This window comes from Microbacterium aurantiacum, from assembly GCF_031625015.1.
Taxonomy (GTDB): Bacteria; Actinomycetota; Actinomycetes; order Actinomycetales; family Microbacteriaceae; genus Microbacterium; species Microbacterium aurantiacum.
The window spans coordinates 594,781-610,504 of record NZ_JAHWXH010000001.1; the positions used below are offsets into that span (position 1 = coordinate 594,781).

The following is a 15,724-nucleotide window of genomic DNA, read 5'->3' on the forward strand; positions in this document are numbered from 1 at the left end:
GGACGCGGCGTGGAATCAGCGGGCGTGACGACGCCGGCGGTGCAGCTCCTTCTCGAGCGACGCCCACTCCGAGTCGAGCACCTTCACGCGCTTCGCGACGTCGAGATCGGCATCCGCCAACGGGGTGCACAGCGCTGCGGCGAGGCGCCCCGCCACGTACGGCGCCGCGAACGACGTGCCGCTCCAGACGGCGAAGCCGCCGGTGAAGTCGTCCGGGTCGATCGTCTCGCGGCGGAGTCCTTCGCGGTCGTCCCGCGTTCCCGCCTGCACGCCGCCGATGATCGGCGGCGCCGTCGAGACCACCCCTGCTCCCGGCGCGAAGGTGTGCACCCAGGCGCCGATGTTGCTGAACAGGGCCACCGTGTCGTTGGGGTTGAGGGCCCCGACCGACAGGTGCGGCGCAGCCTTCGACGGTTCGGCCACGTGGAAGTCCGACCCCGGCCAGTTCCACAGCGCCGCCGGGAAGGTCGGTCGATCGGTCGCCTCGTTCCCCGCCGAGCACACCACCGCACACCCGAGCGAGCGCGCCAGGGCGAGGAGGTCGCTCAGAGCCCGGTCGAAGAGCTCGTCCTCGGGGGTCTCGTGGTAGTACCCGACCGAGAGGCTCAGAACGTCGATCTTCTTCCCACCCTCATCCGCGGGCGTTGCCATCCACTTCACGAGCGACCGCACGGCGTAGACGAACGCGCCCTCGAGGAGCGTCCCCTGGCTGTCGGCGATGCGCACGGAGATGAGGTCGGCGTCGGGGCAGACCTGGCGGACGATACCGGCGATGAACGTCCCGTGCCCGGCCGCGAGGTCGAGCTCCCCGTCGTAGGCGCCCGATACGTCGCCGATGGTCTCGGGGTCGGTCGCCGGGTCGTCGATGCCGATGACGTGCCCGTCGACGACCGGGTTGCGCGTGACGATGTCGTCGGGCAGCCACGCGTGCGTGCCGCATCCGGTGTCGAGCACCGCCACGACCGGGCGTCGCCCCTTCTCGGACACACGGGTCCGACGCTCGGGCGCGGGCCCGATGTACTGCACCGGCTGACGCCCGCCGCTCCCCGGATCGGCGTAGCTGTCGGTGCCCGGCGCGTTCGTCTTCCCGTAGGGGTTGGTCTTGCCGTACGGGTTGGTCTTCCCGTAGGGATTCGTCTTGCCGTAGGGGTTGGTTTTCCCGTAGGGGTCGATGCTCAGGATGTGGTCGAGGCCGACGCCGGGCACGAGGGTGCCGGTCCGGGCGCGTGCCCGCTGCAGCAGGCGCCACGCGTCGATCGGCGGCACCGGCTGGTCGTCCCGGTCGGGGCTCGGCTGCGGGAAGATGTCCACGCGATACAGGGTCGGGATGCCGAACCGCTCGCGGCCGCGTCGCGCCCGGTCCGCCGCCACGTCGACCTCGACCGGCGACCCGTCGAGATTGTGGAGCTTCACGCCCCAGCCGAAGTCCTGCGCGGCGGGACGCAGCACGTCCAACACGTCGCCGAGCCGGTCGCCGACGTTCACGAGGAGGTGGTCGAGCGCGTAGTCGGTGGGGTAGGCGCGCACCCCCTTGACCGGCTCGCTGTTCGGGTCGAGCGAGGCACCTCGATCGCGCGCGGCGTCGTAGCGCGCCCGCCAGTTCGGGTAGCGCCCACCGTCGGGCGGGGAAATGTCGGACATCGGTGTCTCCTCAGATCGGGGCGAGGCGGATCAGGGCAGGTCAGGTCAGGTCACGAAATTGAAGCGGCTCAGAGCTCGAACTGCGGGGTCTGGAACTCACGGATGCCGTCGCCCGTGCGGACGACGAGGATCAACCGCACGAGCCCCGGGGTGACGTCATCGAACGCGAACCGGCCGTGCTCGGCGGCATCCCGCGTCCACTCCTGGTCGCCGCGGACGAGGCGGATGGCGAGCGCATCGGCGTCCACCCAGCCGTCGACGCGGCGCGCCCCGTGCTCGGTGGCGCTGATGTGCAGCAGCACGCTGGTCTTCCCGTCGCTGAACTGCAGCGTGGCGGTGTCGCTCTCGCCTCGGACCGCCGCGAGGTCGGAGGCGGAAGTGAGTGTGAGCAGCGCGTACTCGCGCGACAGATCGTGCACCGCGACGGCGGCGACCATCCGGTCGATCAGGTCGGCGGGCACGGGGTCGACCGTCTCCCACACGTGCCGGAGGCGGGCGAACAGCGCCGCGTCGGCGGCGACGTCGTCGTTGTCCACGTCAGTTCCCTTCCCACCCGTCGCGGTCCAGCGACGAGCGGAGTTTGGTCAGGCACCGGCCGCGGGTGGGGCCGATGGATCCGATGGGCATCGCGATGCGTGCGTAGTCAGGGCGGTCGTCGAACGCGATGATGCGCAGCAGCCTGCGGCACCGTTCGTCGAGGGTCGCGAGAGCGCGCCACAGCCGTCGCGAACGGTCGGCGTCGACGGCGACGTCCTCGGCGGAGTCCGCCACGGGCAGTCGTTCTTCAAGCGCCGGCGCGTCGGTGGCGTCGGCTCGGCCGTGGGCCTTGCCGACCTTCCACGCCTCGCGTCGAGCGCACATGGCGAGCCACCCCGAGATCGCCTGCGGGTCCTGGATCGACGCGTGGGTGCGCACGAGCGTCAGCCACGTCGTCTGCACGACGTCCTGAGCGAGGGCGTGGTCGAGGCCGTAGGAGCGCACGATGTGCCACAGCGGCGGGGTCATGAGCCGGACGAGGTCGTCCATCGCCCGCGCGTCGCCGTCTCGCCACCGCACGAACAGCGCGGCGGCGCGCTGCCACCGAGCGGGTTCCGCAGGGTCGACGGACGTCTCGGCGCCGGGTTGCGTCATGACGACCATTGTGTCCACACGACCACCGAGAGCGGAAGGCGCGGACTGATACATGACACCCCCGAGGATTTCCCGGCACCGCGCCGACCTAGACTTTCAGGCATGACCTCCGCGAAGCTCCTCTACGTGTGCGTGCGTCCGCAGGCGGATGCCGCGGCGGCGGAGTACGAGTCGTTCCGTAGCGCGATGCGCCTGCGGCCGGAGCATCTCGATCGCGTCGACCTCGTGCGCGAGCTCCTCCCCGAGGACGCCGTCGACCGGTACGCGGGATTCGTCGTCGGCGGGAGCCCCTACAACGTCGCCGACCCGGAGGAGACGAAGACCGAGCAGCAGCGCGCCGTCGAGGCGGGCCTCGAGCACCTCGCGCAGGCGGCCGCCGATGCGCGTCTCGCCGGCATGTTCACGTGCTTCGGCATCGGGGTGGTCACGCGCCTCCTCGGCGGGGACGTCACACGCGCGTACCCCGAGGGCACGGGTCCGGTGGCGGTGCAACTGACCGACGCCGGCCTCCGCGACCCGCTCTTCGGCCCGCTCGCGACCCGCTTCTCCGCGCTCACCGCGCACAAGGAGGGCACGGGAGCACCCCCGCCGGATGCCGTGCTCCTCGCGACCGGTGAGGCATGCCCGGTGCAGGCCTATCGGGTCGGGTCGCACCTCTACGCGACGCAGTTCCATCCCGAACCGACTCCGGCCGACTTCGTCGAGCGGATGAAGGTGTACCGGAACGACGGCTACTTCGACGCCGACGCGTTCGATGCGACCGCGGACCGCGTGCTCGCGGCATCCGTCACCGAACCCCTGCGCCTGCTCCACGCGTTCGCGAAGGCGTTCGGCGAGGCCTGACGCCGCGCACCGGCGGAGCCGATCAGGCGCCGGCGTTGCTCACCTGGGCGGCGCGGTCGATGACCGTTCCGACGAGCGGCACCGCGATCACGATGACCGCGACGACGATCGCGGCGATCCCGACGACCGTCGACTGCGGTTCGGTCACGAGGCGCCCGACCGCGAGCCACGACAGCCCCCACGCGAGCGCGAGCCCGGGGGCGATGCGCCAGCGGCTCGCCCACGCGATCCCTACGCCGATGACGGCGACGACCGCCAGCACGGCGACCGCGATGATCTCTCCGGCGGCCGCCCAGTCGGCGGGCCCGGTGGCGGTGAGCCACGCGGCGGTGTTGGCGACGGTGGCCAGCGACACCCAGCCGAGGTGGAGCCCCGTCACGCCGTCGATGAGCAGGGAGTCGAGCACACCGCGACCCGGCTCGGTCACGGTGCGGCGGAATGTCACGCACAGCGCGATGAGCAGCAGCACGATCCCGGCGACGGTGAGCGGCAGCGTCGCGAACTGCGCGAGCACCAGCCACAGGCCGTTCAGCACCGCCGTGATCGCGACGAGCCACCCGATCGCCCGCTGACGGTCGCGGGTGCGCTGGGACGGGAGGGCCTGCCAGATCGCGTAGGCGATGAGGAGGATGTAGATGACGCTCCAGATCGAGAACGCCGGCGTCGCCGGAGCGAGGAGAGAGGCATCCGCGTCGAGGGCGCCGCCCTGGAGGTCTTGCACCGGGGTGCCGCCGAAGGCACCGGTGCCGACCGCGGCAGCGACCAGCATGAAGACGACCGCAGAGATCACGACGATCTGGCGGAGGAGGTCGCGAGGGGCGTTCATTCCCTGAGAGTACGAACGGATGCCGCGCCCGCACGCCCCTTGACAATGCGACGCCCGAGGGGATCAGACGTTTCCGGCGGCGCCGGGCGGATCCAGCAGCAGACCGATGCGATCGGAGAGGTAGGTCTCGAGGGGCATCCATCCGCCGGCGGCACTCCATCGGATGCTCGCGATGCCGTCGCGCAGCGCGAGCGGTCCGGATGACCCTCCGGATTCCACCGCCGCGAGGTCGATCGGGGCGTAGTCGAGGTGCAGCGTCGCGCCCTCAGCGAAGCCGCCCCGGAAAGCGGCGGCCTGGAGGGCGGCGCGCTCGCGCTGCGCCTCGGCGGTGAACCCGCGCCGCACCTCCGCGCGCGAGCGGAGGATGTCGCCGATCGCGGCGACCTCGACCTCGCCGCCTGCATCGCCGATCAGAAGCGTGCCGACGTGCCAGGCCTCGCCACGCGGGACGATGCGGGGCGCCCGCCCCATCCCGAGGAAGCGCTTGGGCACGACGAGTTCGCCGAGGCCGTCCCGCGGGATCGGCGCGAGGCGCTCGCGTGCGCGGTCGAAGAGCGCGCCGACGACCCCGGTCACAGGAGGTCGTCTTCCACGGGCGCGGCCGAGCGCTGCACCCGCTGGCCGCGCACCGCCATGCCGATGAGAGGGAAGAGGAGGACGGTGAGCATGCCGGCGCCGATGAACATCGCGGCCTGCCCCGAGGTGAGCACGCCCTCGTCGACGCCGATGCCCATCACCGCGACGATGATCGGAAGACCCGTCGCGCCGAAGAACCCGACGGCGACGCGCTCGCGCCGATCGGCGTCGGCGGGGGCCGCGAGCGACGCGGGAAGACCGCGGACGAGGAGGAGGGCCAACGCGATTGCCGGGACGCCGAGGAGCAGGATCGGCTCCGCGAGCAGCGCCTGCAGATCGAAGGTGACGCCGGTGTAGACGAAGAACACCGGGATCAGGAGGCCGAAGGCGACGGCCTCGACCTTGCTCTCCACCGCCTCGCGGGCGGACTCCGCGGCATCCCGCATGATCAGCTGCCAGACGATGCCGGCGGTGAACGCGCCGAGCAGGATGTCGAGGTCGAGCACGATGCTGACGGCCACGAGCGCGGCGAGGATGAGGAAGATCACCCGGATCGCGAACTGGCCCGACGTGTGCAGCGTCGCGTCGACGAAGCGGTGCATCGCCCCGCGCGGGAGGCGGAAAGCCAGCCAGATGGCGAGGGCGGCGAGGAGGGCGAAGAGCGCCAGGATCACGGTGGACAGCCCCGGGTCGCGCCCACCGAGGAAGATCGAGATGGCGATCAGCGGCCCGAACTCCCCCACGGCGCCGATGGCCCCGATCGAGCGCCCGAACGGGGTGCGCAGGTCGCCGTTGTCGCGGAGGATCGGCAGCAGCGCGCCGAGCGCCGTCGACGACAGGGCGATGCCGATGACGATCGCCGCCTCCCCGGGGTCGAGGGTCCAGCCCAGGGCGACGCCGAGTCCGAGGCTCAGGAGCCACCCGAGGCCGGCGCGGCGACCGACGCGCCCGCGGAAGGAATCGAAGGCGATCTCGGTGCCGGCGACGAAGAAGAGCATCGCCAGGCCGAACTCCGCCAGCGCCGCGATGTAGGGGCCGGGAACCGCCCAGCCGAGCAGGCTCGGTCCGATCAGGATGCCGAGCATGAGCTCGAAGACGACGATGGGGATGCGCACCCACCGGCCGAGTCCGCGCGCGGCCAACGGCGCGAGCACCGCGACCAGCGGGATCAGCAGCAGCGTCGGCTCGAGGTCGTCCACGGGTTCAGGGTAGCGACCGCGAGGTGCCCGACCTACTGCCGAGCACTGTCAGACCGAGTGCACCGGCCCGATGCCACCTCCGCGGATCTCGCGGTGGAGCCGCTCCATCCGCGCGTCGAGCTCTGCGGCGCTGTGCGCGGCATCCCGCAGGCTCTCGGAGAGCTCGGAGGGGATCTGCGCGTCGTACTTGTAGTAGATCTTGTGCTCGAGGCTCGCCCAGAAGTCCATCGCGATGGTGCGGAACTGCACCTCCACGGGCACGTCGAGGCGTCCGGTGGAGAGGTAGACCGGCACCGAGACGATCGCATGAAGGCTCTTGTACCCGTTGGCCTTGGGCTGGGCGATGTAGTCCTTCGTCTCGACGAGGTGCACGTCGTCCTGCGCGGTGAGCAGATCGAACAGTCGGTAGGCGTCGGCGGTGAAGCTGCAGGTGATGCGGACCCCGGCGATGTCGGTGATCGCCCGGCGGATCGAGTCGAAGTCGGCCTCCACGCCCTTCCGCTGCACCTTCTCGACGAGGCTGTCGGGGCTCTTCACACGCGAGGTCACGTGCTCGATCGGGTTGTAGTCGTGGAGGAGGAGGAACTCCTCGCGGAGGATCGCGATCTTCGTCTCGATCTCACGGAGCCCGAAGCGGTACCCCATGAGGAAGCGCTGCAGCTCGTCGCGCATCTCGCGGAGCTCCGCCGGCGAGACGGTGAGGGTCGTGTGGTCGGGGTCGAACGCGTTCACCGCGGAGCTCGCCATGCCTCCCACGCTACGGATGCCGGCTACGAACCCGCTGGGAGCGCCTCGCGCGCGGCCTCCGCAGCGCGGGCGGCGCGCGTGACGGCGGTGGTCAGCTCCGCGTGCTCGGCCTCGGCTTTCTCCGTCTCCGCGCGGGCGACCTCGGTCTGCGCCTCGACGTCGTCCAGGCTCCGCCGGAGCTCGTCGGCGCGCTCGCGGAGGTGCGCGAGCCGCGTGCGACGGCGCTCGAGGTCGCCCTCGGCTGCGGCGAGCCGCCGCTCGGCGTCCGCCTGGGCGCGATCGGCCTCGCGCGCGGCACGCTCGGCGGCCTTCCGTGCGCGTCGCTCGGCGAGGTCGTCGGGAGGCGCGGGTGGCGGCGCGACGCCCGGGAGGGATCCTCCGACCGCATCGGCGAGGTCGGCGGGATCGAACCCGCCCGCCACCAGCGGGCGGACGAGGCGGCCCGTCATCACCGCCGTGGCGGCCGCGGCATCCATCACGGCGGCGTTGATCGTGGCGGCGATGTCATCGCGCGCACTCGCGCTGACGGTCACCCCCGCGTCCTCCGCGAGGACCTCGGCTTCAGCGGCGAGGGCCTGGACGAGACGGCGGCGCTGCCGGCCGAGTTCGGCGAGGGCGGCGGCATCCGCGTCGTCCTGCGCTTCGCGGAGCGCCGCCGACAGGGTGATCGCCTCGGCGAGACGTCCGTCGCGGACGGCGAGGGAGACCACCCACGCGGCGACGGTGGGCTTCCGGAGCTCCCGCACGCGGGCGGCATCCGCGCGTCCGAGGTGTGCCGCACGGTCATTGCGCGCGGCGGTGAAGCGCTCGGGCGGGAGGGCGTAGAGCTCCGCGGCGATCGCGTCGAGGTCCGCACCGGACGCGGCGTCGCCGTCCTCGGCGTCGGCATCGCGGGTGCGGGGCATGGTCCCATTCTGTGCGGCGGCGCCGCGCCTGACCACCCCCGCCCGGTCACCCTCGCGGATGCCGGGCGGGGACGATGGTCAGTCCTGAAGGACCGCGGCGGCCTGCCGCGCGGCACCGAGCGCGACGTATTCGCCGGGATCGGGCACCTCGACCGGCACACCGAGGACGAGCGGCGCGATGCGGCGCACCGCCTCGGACTGCGCCCCGCCGCCGACGAGCAGCGCCCGCTCGATCGAAACGCCGAGGGCGCGGAGGGCGTCCATTCCGGCCGCAAGTCCCGACAGCATCCCCTCGACGGCCGCGCGCGCGAGGTTCTCCCGCGTCGTGGAGGCCAGCGTCATCCCCGTCAGCGACGCGGTCGCGTCCGGGAGGTTGGGGGTGCGCTCGCCCTCGAAATACGGCACGAGGGCGAGTCCACCGGCGCCCGGCTCGGCCGCAAGCGCGAGCCGCGAGAGCTCGGCGTGATCGACCGCGAGGAGACCCGCGATCGCGTCGAGCACCCGTGCGGCGTTGAGGGTTGCCACGAGCGGGAGGTAGCGGCCCGTGCAGTCGGCGAAGCCGGCGACCGTCCCCGAGGGGTCGATCGTCCGCTCCTCGCTGACGGCGAAGACCGTGCCGCTCGTGCCTATCGACGCGACGGCGTCGCCGGGGCGCGCGTTCAGGCCGAGGGCGGCGCCGGCGTTGTCGCCCGCTCCCCCTCCGACGCGCCTGCCGGCGGCATCCGTCACCCATTCGGTCGGTCCGAGCACGCGCGGAAGCTGCGCGTCCCGCCCGAGAGCCGCGACGAGCAGGTCGCGGTCGTACTCGTCGCCGACGGATGCCGCGGGCCGGAAGTATCCGGTGCCCGAGGCGTCCGAGCGGTCGGTGACGAGCTCGGAGAGGTCCGGGCCGCGGGGCGACTCGTCGACCGGACCGAAGCCGCGGAGCCGCCACGTCAGCCAATCGTGCGGGAGCGCGACGGCGGCGACGCGGGCGGCGTTGTCGGGTTCGGTGTCGCGGAGCCAGCGGAGCTTCGTGATCGTGAACGAGGCCACCGGGACGAGGCCGGTGCGCTCGGCGAGCGCGTCGGCGCCGAACTCGGCGATCAGGTCGGTCGCGGCCTGGGCGGAGCGGGTGTCGTTCCACAGCAGTGCGGGGCGGATGACCCGCCCCTCGGCGTCGAGGACGACCATGCCGTGCTGCTGGCCGCCGATCGCCCACGCGGCGATGTCGGCGTCGCCGCCGGCATCCGCGATCGCCGCTTCCAGGGCGCGCCACCACGCGGCGGGGTCGACCTCGGTGCCGGGCGGGTGCGACGCGCGCCCTTCGCGCACGATCGCACCCGTCTCGGCATCCGTGATGACGACCTTGCATGACTGGGTCGACGAGTCGACCCCCATCACGAGCGTCATGTCAGCCGCGTGCTCCCATAAGGTGCTCGGTCGCCAGCTGCTGCAGGCGGACGAACCCGAAGCCCTTGCCGCCGAGGTAGACCGACGGGTCGAAGTCCTCGTAGGCGGAGCGGTCGGCGAGGAAGTCCTCGTAGGACTCGCCCTCGTTCAGGGTCGGGACCGACAGCTCGTCCACGCGGGCGGCGGCGAGCGCCTCCTGCACCTCGGGGTCGGCGCGGAAGGCCGCGGCGCGCTCCTTGAGCAGCAGGTAGGTGCGCATGTTGGCCGCGGCCGAGTCCCACACGCCGGTCTCGTCCTCGGTGCGCGAGGGCTTGTAGTCGAAGTGACGGGGGCCGTCGTAGGCGGGGACGCCGCCGGGGCCGCCGTTCTCGAGCAGGTCGACCAGCGAGAAGGCGTTGTGCAGGTCACCGTGACCGAACACGAGGTCCTGGTCGTACTTGATGCCGCGCTGGCCGTTGAGGTCGATGTGGAAGAGCTTGCCGTGGAACAGCGCCTGCGCGATGCCCGCGGTGAAGTTCAGGCCCGCCATCTGCTCGTGGCCGACCTCGGGGTTCAGGCCCACGAGTTCGGGGCGCTCGAGCGAGTCGATGAACGCGATCGCGTGGCCGAGGGTCGGCAGCAGGATGTCACCGCGGGGCTCGTTGGGCTTCGGCTCGATGGCGAAGCGGATGTCGTAGCCCTTGTCGGTGACGTAGTCGCCGAGGAGGTTGACGGCCTCGCGGTAGCGCTCGAGGGCCGCCCGGATGTCCTTCGCGGAGTCGTACTCGGCGCCCTCGCGGCCCCCCCACATGACGAAGGTCTTGGCGCCGAGCTCGGCACCGAGGTCGAGCTGACGGAAGACCTTGCGCAGCGCGAAGCGACGCACGTCGCGGTCGTTGGAGGTGAAGCCGCCGTCCTTGAAGACGGGGGCCGAGAAGAGGTTGGTGGTCACCATCGGCACGGTCATGCCGGTGTCGGCGAGCGCGCCCTTCAGGCGATCGATCTGCGTCTGACGCTCGGCGTCGCTCGAGCCGAAGGCGAAGAGGTCGTCGTCGTGGAAGGTGAGTCCGTACGCGCCGAGCTCGGCGAGCTTCTCGACCGCGTGGACGACGTCGAGGGCGGGGCGGGTCGGCCCGCCGAACGGGTCGGCTCCGTTGTAGCCGACGGTCCACAGACCGAAGGTGAACTTGTCGGCGGGGGTCGGGACAGGGCCCGAGGCCTGGGTGGTCATGGCGCTCCTTCGCGGTAATTGTTGCGCTTAACAACGTATCTCACGATCGGCTCCGCGTCCATCCCTGTTCCCGCGCGGGTTCGGGGCTCGGATACCGCCGGGGCTAGCATTCTTAGATGCCCGAGAAGACGCGCGTGACCCTCGCCGCGATCGCGGCCGAGGCGGGCGTCTCCCTCGCGACGGTGTCGAAGGTTCTCAACGGGCGCGCGGACGTCTCCGCCGCCACCCGCGAGCGCCTCGAGGAGCATCTGCGGCGGAACGGCTACACACGGCGCAACGCCAGCCAGCGCTCCGAGTACATCGAGCTCGTCTTCCATGAACTCGAGCCGAGCTGGTCGGTCGCTGTCATCGAGGGCGTCGAGGAAGTCGCGGATGCCGCGGGCCTGTCCGTGGTGCTCAGCGTCAGCGGTGACCGCCACTCGCCGGCATCCGACTGGATCGACGGTGTGCTCCGCCGGCGTCCGCTCGCCGTCGTGCTGGTCTTCAGCGACATCCCTCCGCGCTATCGCGAGAAGCTGCGTTCACGCGGAATCCCGTTCGTCATCCTCGACCCCGCAGGCGATCCGGCATCCGACGTCCCCGCGGTGGGATCGGCGAACTGGGCGGGCGGACTCGCCGCCACCCGGCACCTCATCGAGCTCGGGCACACCCGGATCGCCGCGATCACCGGACCCGAAGACATGATGTGCTCCCTCGCCCGCGTCGACGGCTACCGCTCGGCGATGAACGCCGCGGGGCTCGAGATCGACCCCGACCACATCCGCTTCGGCGACTTCCTCCCCGGCGAGGGCGAGCGCCACGGCGCCGAGCTGCTCGCCGGCCCGAACCCGCCGACGGCGATCTTCGCCGGCAGCGACCTCCAGGCGCTGGGCGTCATCGCGGCGGCCGCCGCCCGTGGCCTTTCCGTGCCGCGTGATCTCTCGGTCGTCGGCTACGACGACATCGCCCTCGCGCGATGGATGAGCCCGCAGCTGACCACCGTGCACCAGCCCCTCCGCCGGATGGGCGAGGAGGCCGCGCGCCTGGCACTCCGCATTGCGGACGGCGAACAGGCCGACACCATGCGCATGGACCTCGCCACGCACCTCGTCGTGCGCGGCAGCACCGCCCCTTCGGCCTGACGGCCCGGCGGGAAACACGTCGGCGGTCGTCTGGACGCGGCACGGGTGCCTGTCGATCTCGTTCCGTTCGCCAGGGCCGAGCGAGCGAGAGGTCAGTTCTGGCGGATGATCGTCAACATCATCCTCGACGGCTCGGTGGCGCGCACGGCATGAGGCACCCGGGCGTCGAGGTGGATGAGACCGCCGGGCAGGAGCTCGACGGTCTCCTCCTTGGTCGAGAACTCCAGGCGACCGGCGAGTCCCTGCACGAGGATCGGGCCGGGCGCGGTGTGCTCGGCGAGCTCGGCGCCGGTATCGAGAGCGAAGACGATGACCCTCGCGCCGGTGCCTGCAACGGCAAGCTTCGAGGTGCGTCTGCCAGCCTCGATCTCCACCAGATCATTCACGTTCGCAATGACAGATAGTCCCATGGCACCCATCGTGCGGGTTCGGTGCCGGATCGACAACCGTCGCGATCACAGCCACTGACCCAGGCGTCGAGGATCCTCCGCACCGACGCGGCCGCTCCTCCTCGCGATCCTCTTCCGGGCTATCCGTGATTGACGAACAGGTCCGACATCGACGAACTCCGGTGTGTCGAAGGAGACGATGGAACGGTGGGCACACTGCGTCCGTTCGAAACTTGCGGGGCGTTTTCGTAACAGTTCCGTAACGGGGTGCCGTCGACGCCGCCTCGCGGATTAGTTTGCGAAGACCACAAACTACGCGAAGGAGCGTTCTGTGAATCGACATCGGGTTCGATGGGGCGTCGCCGCCACTCTCACCACCGCCGCCCTGATCGTCGCCCCCCTCGTACCCGCCGCCGCGGAGGACTCCGTCCTCTCGGCCGTGGACTTCGAGGACGGCACGATCGGGGAGTGGGTTGCGAGCGGAGGAGACGACTCCACCCTTTCCGTGATCGACCTCGACGGCAGCAAAGTGCTGCAGGTCGCCGATCGCAACGCCGACTTCGTCGGCATCCAAAGCCCCCTCGGCATCTTCGAGGCAGGCGCCACCTACGACCTGTCCGCCCGCGTGAAGCTCGCCCCCGAGACGCCGGCCACCTCGGCCCGCCTCGTGATGAAGCCCGCGTACGAGTGGATCGGCAACACCCCGATCTCGGCCGACGCGTGGACGACCATCGAGGGCAGCTACACCGTGCCCGAGGGCGCCGACACGTCGCAGCTTCAGCTCTACATCGGCACGAGCGACATCACCGGCGTCGACGCCTACACCTACTACGTCGACGACCTCGAGATCGTCCACGTCGGTGCCGACACCGGTGGCGGAGACGACGGCGGCGACGGCGGAACCCCGCCGGGCGACAGCGCCCTCTCGAACGACTTCGAAGAAGGCCTCGGCGGATGGGGCCCCCGCGACAGCGGCAGCGGCGCACCCGTGGTGACCCTTGTGAACGACCCCGTGTTCGCGGGCACCGGCGCGGCCGCGCTCACGGAGCGCACCTCGCAGGGCTCGGGCTTCGGGCACGACATCGCGTCGCTCCAGGCGGAGACGACCTACGAGGTCTCGGCGCAGGTCCGCTTCGGTGCCGGTCAGCCCGCGGGCCCGGTGTGGATGACGCTCGAGCGCACCTTCGAGGGCGCGACCACCTACGCCACGCTGGCGCAGTTCACCTCGGTGACGAACTCCGGCTGGACCGAGGTGCGGGCATCCTTCCCGCTCTCCGCGTTCGACAGCGGGCGGCTCTACTTCGAGACCGACTACAACGGCACGAACACCTCCGACCTGTACTTCGACGACATCGTCGTCTCGGTGCCGGAGCCGGCGGTCATCGAAGACATCACGCCGCTGATGGACACCCTCGACATGCCGGTGGGCGTCGCGATCGACCGCCGCGAGACCACGGGCGTGGCCTCCGAGCTGCTGCTCCGTCACTTCGACCAGGTCTCGGCCGAGAACCACATGAAGCCGGATGCCTGGTACGACGCTCAGGGCAACTTCCGCCCCAACCCTGAGGCGGACGCGATCATGCGCTTCGCCGCGGACAACGACCTGGACGTCTACGGACACGTGCTCGTGTGGCACAGCCAGACCCCGGCGTTCTTCTTCCAGGCCGAGGACGGCTCGCCGCTCACCACCAGTGAGGCCGACCGCCAGATCCTCCGCGACCGGATGCGCACGCACATCTTCAACATCGCCGAGTACCTCGCCGACACGTACGGCGCCTACGGCGGGGGCAACCCCATCACGGCGTGGGACGTCGTCAACGAGGTCGTCTCGGACAGCTCGGAGTTCTCCGACGGCCTGCGCCGCAGCGAGTGGTACCGCATCCTGGGTGAGGAGTTCATCGACCTGTCGTTCCAGTACGCCGACGAGGCGTTCAACGAGGAGTTCGCCGCCCCCGGCAGCGACCGCCCGGTGACGCTGTTCATCAACGACTACAACACCGAGCAGTCGGGCAAGCAGACGCGCTACCTCGCTCTCATCGAGCGGATGCTGTCGCGCGGCGTCCCGATCGACGGTGTCGGCCACCAGTTCCACGTCAGCCTCGCCATGCCGGTTGCGGCGCTCGAGGGTGCGCTGGAGCGCTTCACGGGTCTGGGTCTCACCCAGGCGGTCACCGAGCTCGACGTCACCACCGGAACCCCGGTGAACGACGCGCTCCTGGTGGAGCAGGGCTACTACTACCGCGACGCGTTCCGCGTGTTCCGCGACTACACCGACGAGCTGTTCAGCGTCACCGTGTGGGGCCTCACCGACGGCCGCAGCTGGCGCTCGGGCAACGGCGCACCGCTGCTGTTCGACGACCGCTACCTCGGCAAGCCCGCCTACTACGGCGCGGTGGACGAGGAGCTTCCGGCCCGCCAGCGGAGCGCGTTCGTCTTCGGCGGCTCCGTGCCGCTGACCGACGACGCGGCATCCGCTCTGGAGTGGTCGCTGCTGCCGCTGCTGCCGGTGGAGTCGATCGCGCAGTTCCAGATGCGCTGGGAGCCCGACGAGGCGACCGTGCTGGTGAAGGTCGACGACACCACGGTGCAGGATGCCGATGGCATCGACCTGCAGCTCGGTGACACCGTCTACTCCGTCGCACGATCGGGCGAAGGCGACCGCGAGGCCGTCGTCACCGAGCGCGAGGGCGGCTACGACGTCGTCACCACGGTGCCGCTCGAGAGCGTACAGGAGGGCGACACGCTCGCCTTCGACGTGCGGGTGCGTGACGGCGAGGCGACACAGGGCTGGAACACCACGGGCCAGACCGGCATCATGACGCTGGTCGAGCCGGTGTCGTACCTGGCGATCCCCGAAGCCGCCGAGACTCCGGTCATCGACGGCGAGATCGAGGCCGGATGGGATGCCGCACCGTCGGTCTCCACCGACCGCCAGGTCTCGGGCACGGGCGGGGCGACCGCCGAGGTGCGCACGCTCTGGCAGGGCAACAACCTGTTCGTCCTCGCCGAGGTCGCCGACCCGATCGTGGATGTCACGGGCTCCGACCCGTGGATCCAGGACTCGGTGGAGTTCTACCTCGACGCCGGCAACGTCAAGAACGGCTCCTACCGCTACGACGACATGCAGGTGCGCATCAACGCCGACAACACCCTGTCGTTCGGCACGGGAGACGAGCCGTTCCAGCGCGCACGCGTGGAGTCTGCCGTCGTCCGGGTCGACGGCGGGTACGTCATCGAGGCACGCCTGAGCCTGCTGGACTCCGGCGGCGAGGGCACCTTCCACGGCGTGGACTTCCAGGTCAACGACGCCTCCGAGGGCGCCCGCACCGGCATCCGCAACTGGGCCGACCCGACGGGTGCGGGCTACCAGTCCACCGCCCGCTGGGGCGTGGCGCAGCTCGTGGCCGCCGACGTCGTCGACCCGACGGACCCGACGGATCCCACGGACCCGACCGACCCGGTCGACCCGACGGACCCGACGGACCCGACCGATCCGACCGATCCCACGGACCCGGGCACGCCCGGCACCCCCGGTGGCTCGGATGACGGCTCGCCGGTCGCCGCCCCGGGCTCCGGCTCCGGCTCCGGCTCGCACCTCGCCACCACCGGCGTGGAGCTGCCCTGGGCCCTGGCCCTGCTGGCCGCCCTGTCGCTCCTCACCGTCGGCGGCATCGCCGTCCGGCGCGGGACGACGCTCCGGCGGATGACCAGCTGACCCGGTCATCGGGCCCGGCGAGACACGTG

14 protein-coding genes are annotated in these 15,724 nt (G+C 71.2%); 3 read left to right on the forward strand and 11 right to left on the reverse strand.

What is annotated here, in order from left to right; genetic code table 11:
• Window positions 1-15: 15 nt before the first annotated feature.
• The 3 genes from KZC50_RS02745 to KZC50_RS02755 form a co-directional block, all read right to left on the reverse strand.
• Window positions 16-1,641, reverse strand: a complete 1,626-nt coding sequence (locus KZC50_RS02745) for a S8 family peptidase (protein WP_310890540.1) — start codon at window positions 1,639-1,641, stop codon at window positions 16-18.
• Between the two features lie 68 nt (window positions 1,642-1,709).
• Window positions 1,710-2,177, reverse strand: coding sequence for a hypothetical protein (locus KZC50_RS02750; protein ID WP_053546444.1), 468 nt, complete (start codon window positions 2,175-2,177; stop codon window positions 1,710-1,712).
• 1 nt (window position 2,178) lies between these two features.
• A complete protein-coding gene (locus KZC50_RS02755; protein ID WP_310890541.1) occupies window positions 2,179-2,772 on the reverse strand; it encodes an RNA polymerase sigma factor in 594 nt (197 codons plus the stop codon).
• Window positions 2,773-2,874: 102 nt separating this feature from the next.
• Between KZC50_RS02755 and KZC50_RS02760 the strand changes: the two genes are divergently transcribed.
• Complete coding sequence (locus KZC50_RS02760; RefSeq protein ID WP_310890542.1) at window positions 2,875-3,615, forward strand: type 1 glutamine amidotransferase family protein; 741 nt, start codon at window positions 2,875-2,877, stop codon at window positions 3,613-3,615.
• A 22-nt stretch (window positions 3,616-3,637) separates the two neighbouring features.
• Here KZC50_RS02760 and KZC50_RS02765 read toward each other — a convergent pair whose 3' ends face one another.
• The 7 genes from KZC50_RS02765 to xylA form a co-directional block, all read right to left on the reverse strand.
• A complete protein-coding gene (locus tag KZC50_RS02765; protein WP_310890543.1) occupies window positions 3,638-4,441 on the reverse strand; it encodes a TspO-related membrane protein in 804 nt (267 codons plus the stop codon).
• 63 nt (window positions 4,442-4,504) lie between these two features.
• Entirely contained in the window at window positions 4,505-5,017 is a 513-nt protein-coding gene (locus KZC50_RS02770; protein ID WP_310890544.1) for a glutaminase, read from the reverse strand.
• Entirely contained in the window at window positions 5,014-6,216 is a 1,203-nt protein-coding gene (locus tag KZC50_RS02775) for a cation:proton antiporter (protein WP_310890545.1), read from the reverse strand. Before KZC50_RS02775 ends, KZC50_RS02770 begins: the two co-directional genes overlap by 4 nt.
• Window positions 6,217-6,264: 48 nt before the next feature.
• On the reverse strand, window positions 6,265-6,963 hold the full coding sequence (locus KZC50_RS02780) for a GTP pyrophosphokinase (protein ID WP_310890546.1): 699 nt from the start codon (window positions 6,961-6,963) through the stop codon (window positions 6,265-6,267).
• 23 nt (window positions 6,964-6,986) lie between these two features.
• The gene (locus KZC50_RS02785) at window positions 6,987-7,868 is read right to left on the reverse strand and encodes a transposase (protein ID WP_310890547.1); all 882 of its coding nucleotides are present in this window, start codon (window positions 7,866-7,868) and stop codon (window positions 6,987-6,989) included.
• A gap of 78 nt (window positions 7,869-7,946) precedes the next feature.
• Window positions 7,947-9,260: a xylulokinase gene (gene xylB, locus KZC50_RS02790; protein ID WP_310890548.1), complete on the reverse strand. Its 1,314-nt coding sequence runs from the start codon at window positions 9,258-9,260 to the stop codon at window positions 7,947-7,949.
• A 1-nt stretch (window position 9,261) separates the two neighbouring features.
• Window positions 9,262-10,470: a xylose isomerase gene (gene xylA / locus KZC50_RS02795; RefSeq protein WP_310890549.1), complete on the reverse strand. Its 1,209-nt coding sequence runs from the start codon at window positions 10,468-10,470 to the stop codon at window positions 9,262-9,264.
• 116 nt (window positions 10,471-10,586) lie between these two features.
• Here xylA and KZC50_RS02800 point away from each other — a divergent pair, with 116 nt between their 5' ends.
• Window positions 10,587-11,591 carry a LacI family DNA-binding transcriptional regulator gene (locus KZC50_RS02800; RefSeq protein ID WP_310890550.1) on the forward strand — a complete coding sequence of 335 codons (1,005 nt, stop codon included), beginning with the start codon at window positions 10,587-10,589 and terminating at the stop codon, window positions 11,589-11,591.
• A gap of 92 nt (window positions 11,592-11,683) precedes the next feature.
• Here KZC50_RS02800 and KZC50_RS02805 read toward each other — a convergent pair whose 3' ends face one another.
• A complete protein-coding gene (locus tag KZC50_RS02805; protein ID WP_236967889.1) occupies window positions 11,684-11,977 on the reverse strand; it encodes a cupin domain-containing protein in 294 nt (97 codons plus the stop codon).
• Window positions 11,978-12,311: 334 nt separating this feature from the next.
• Between KZC50_RS02805 and KZC50_RS02810 the strand changes: the two genes are divergently transcribed.
• Window positions 12,312-15,695 carry an endo-1,4-beta-xylanase gene (locus KZC50_RS02810; RefSeq protein ID WP_310890551.1) on the forward strand — a complete coding sequence of 1,128 codons (3,384 nt, stop codon included), beginning with the start codon at window positions 12,312-12,314 and terminating at the stop codon, window positions 15,693-15,695.
• Window positions 15,696-15,724: the final 29 nt, after the last annotated feature.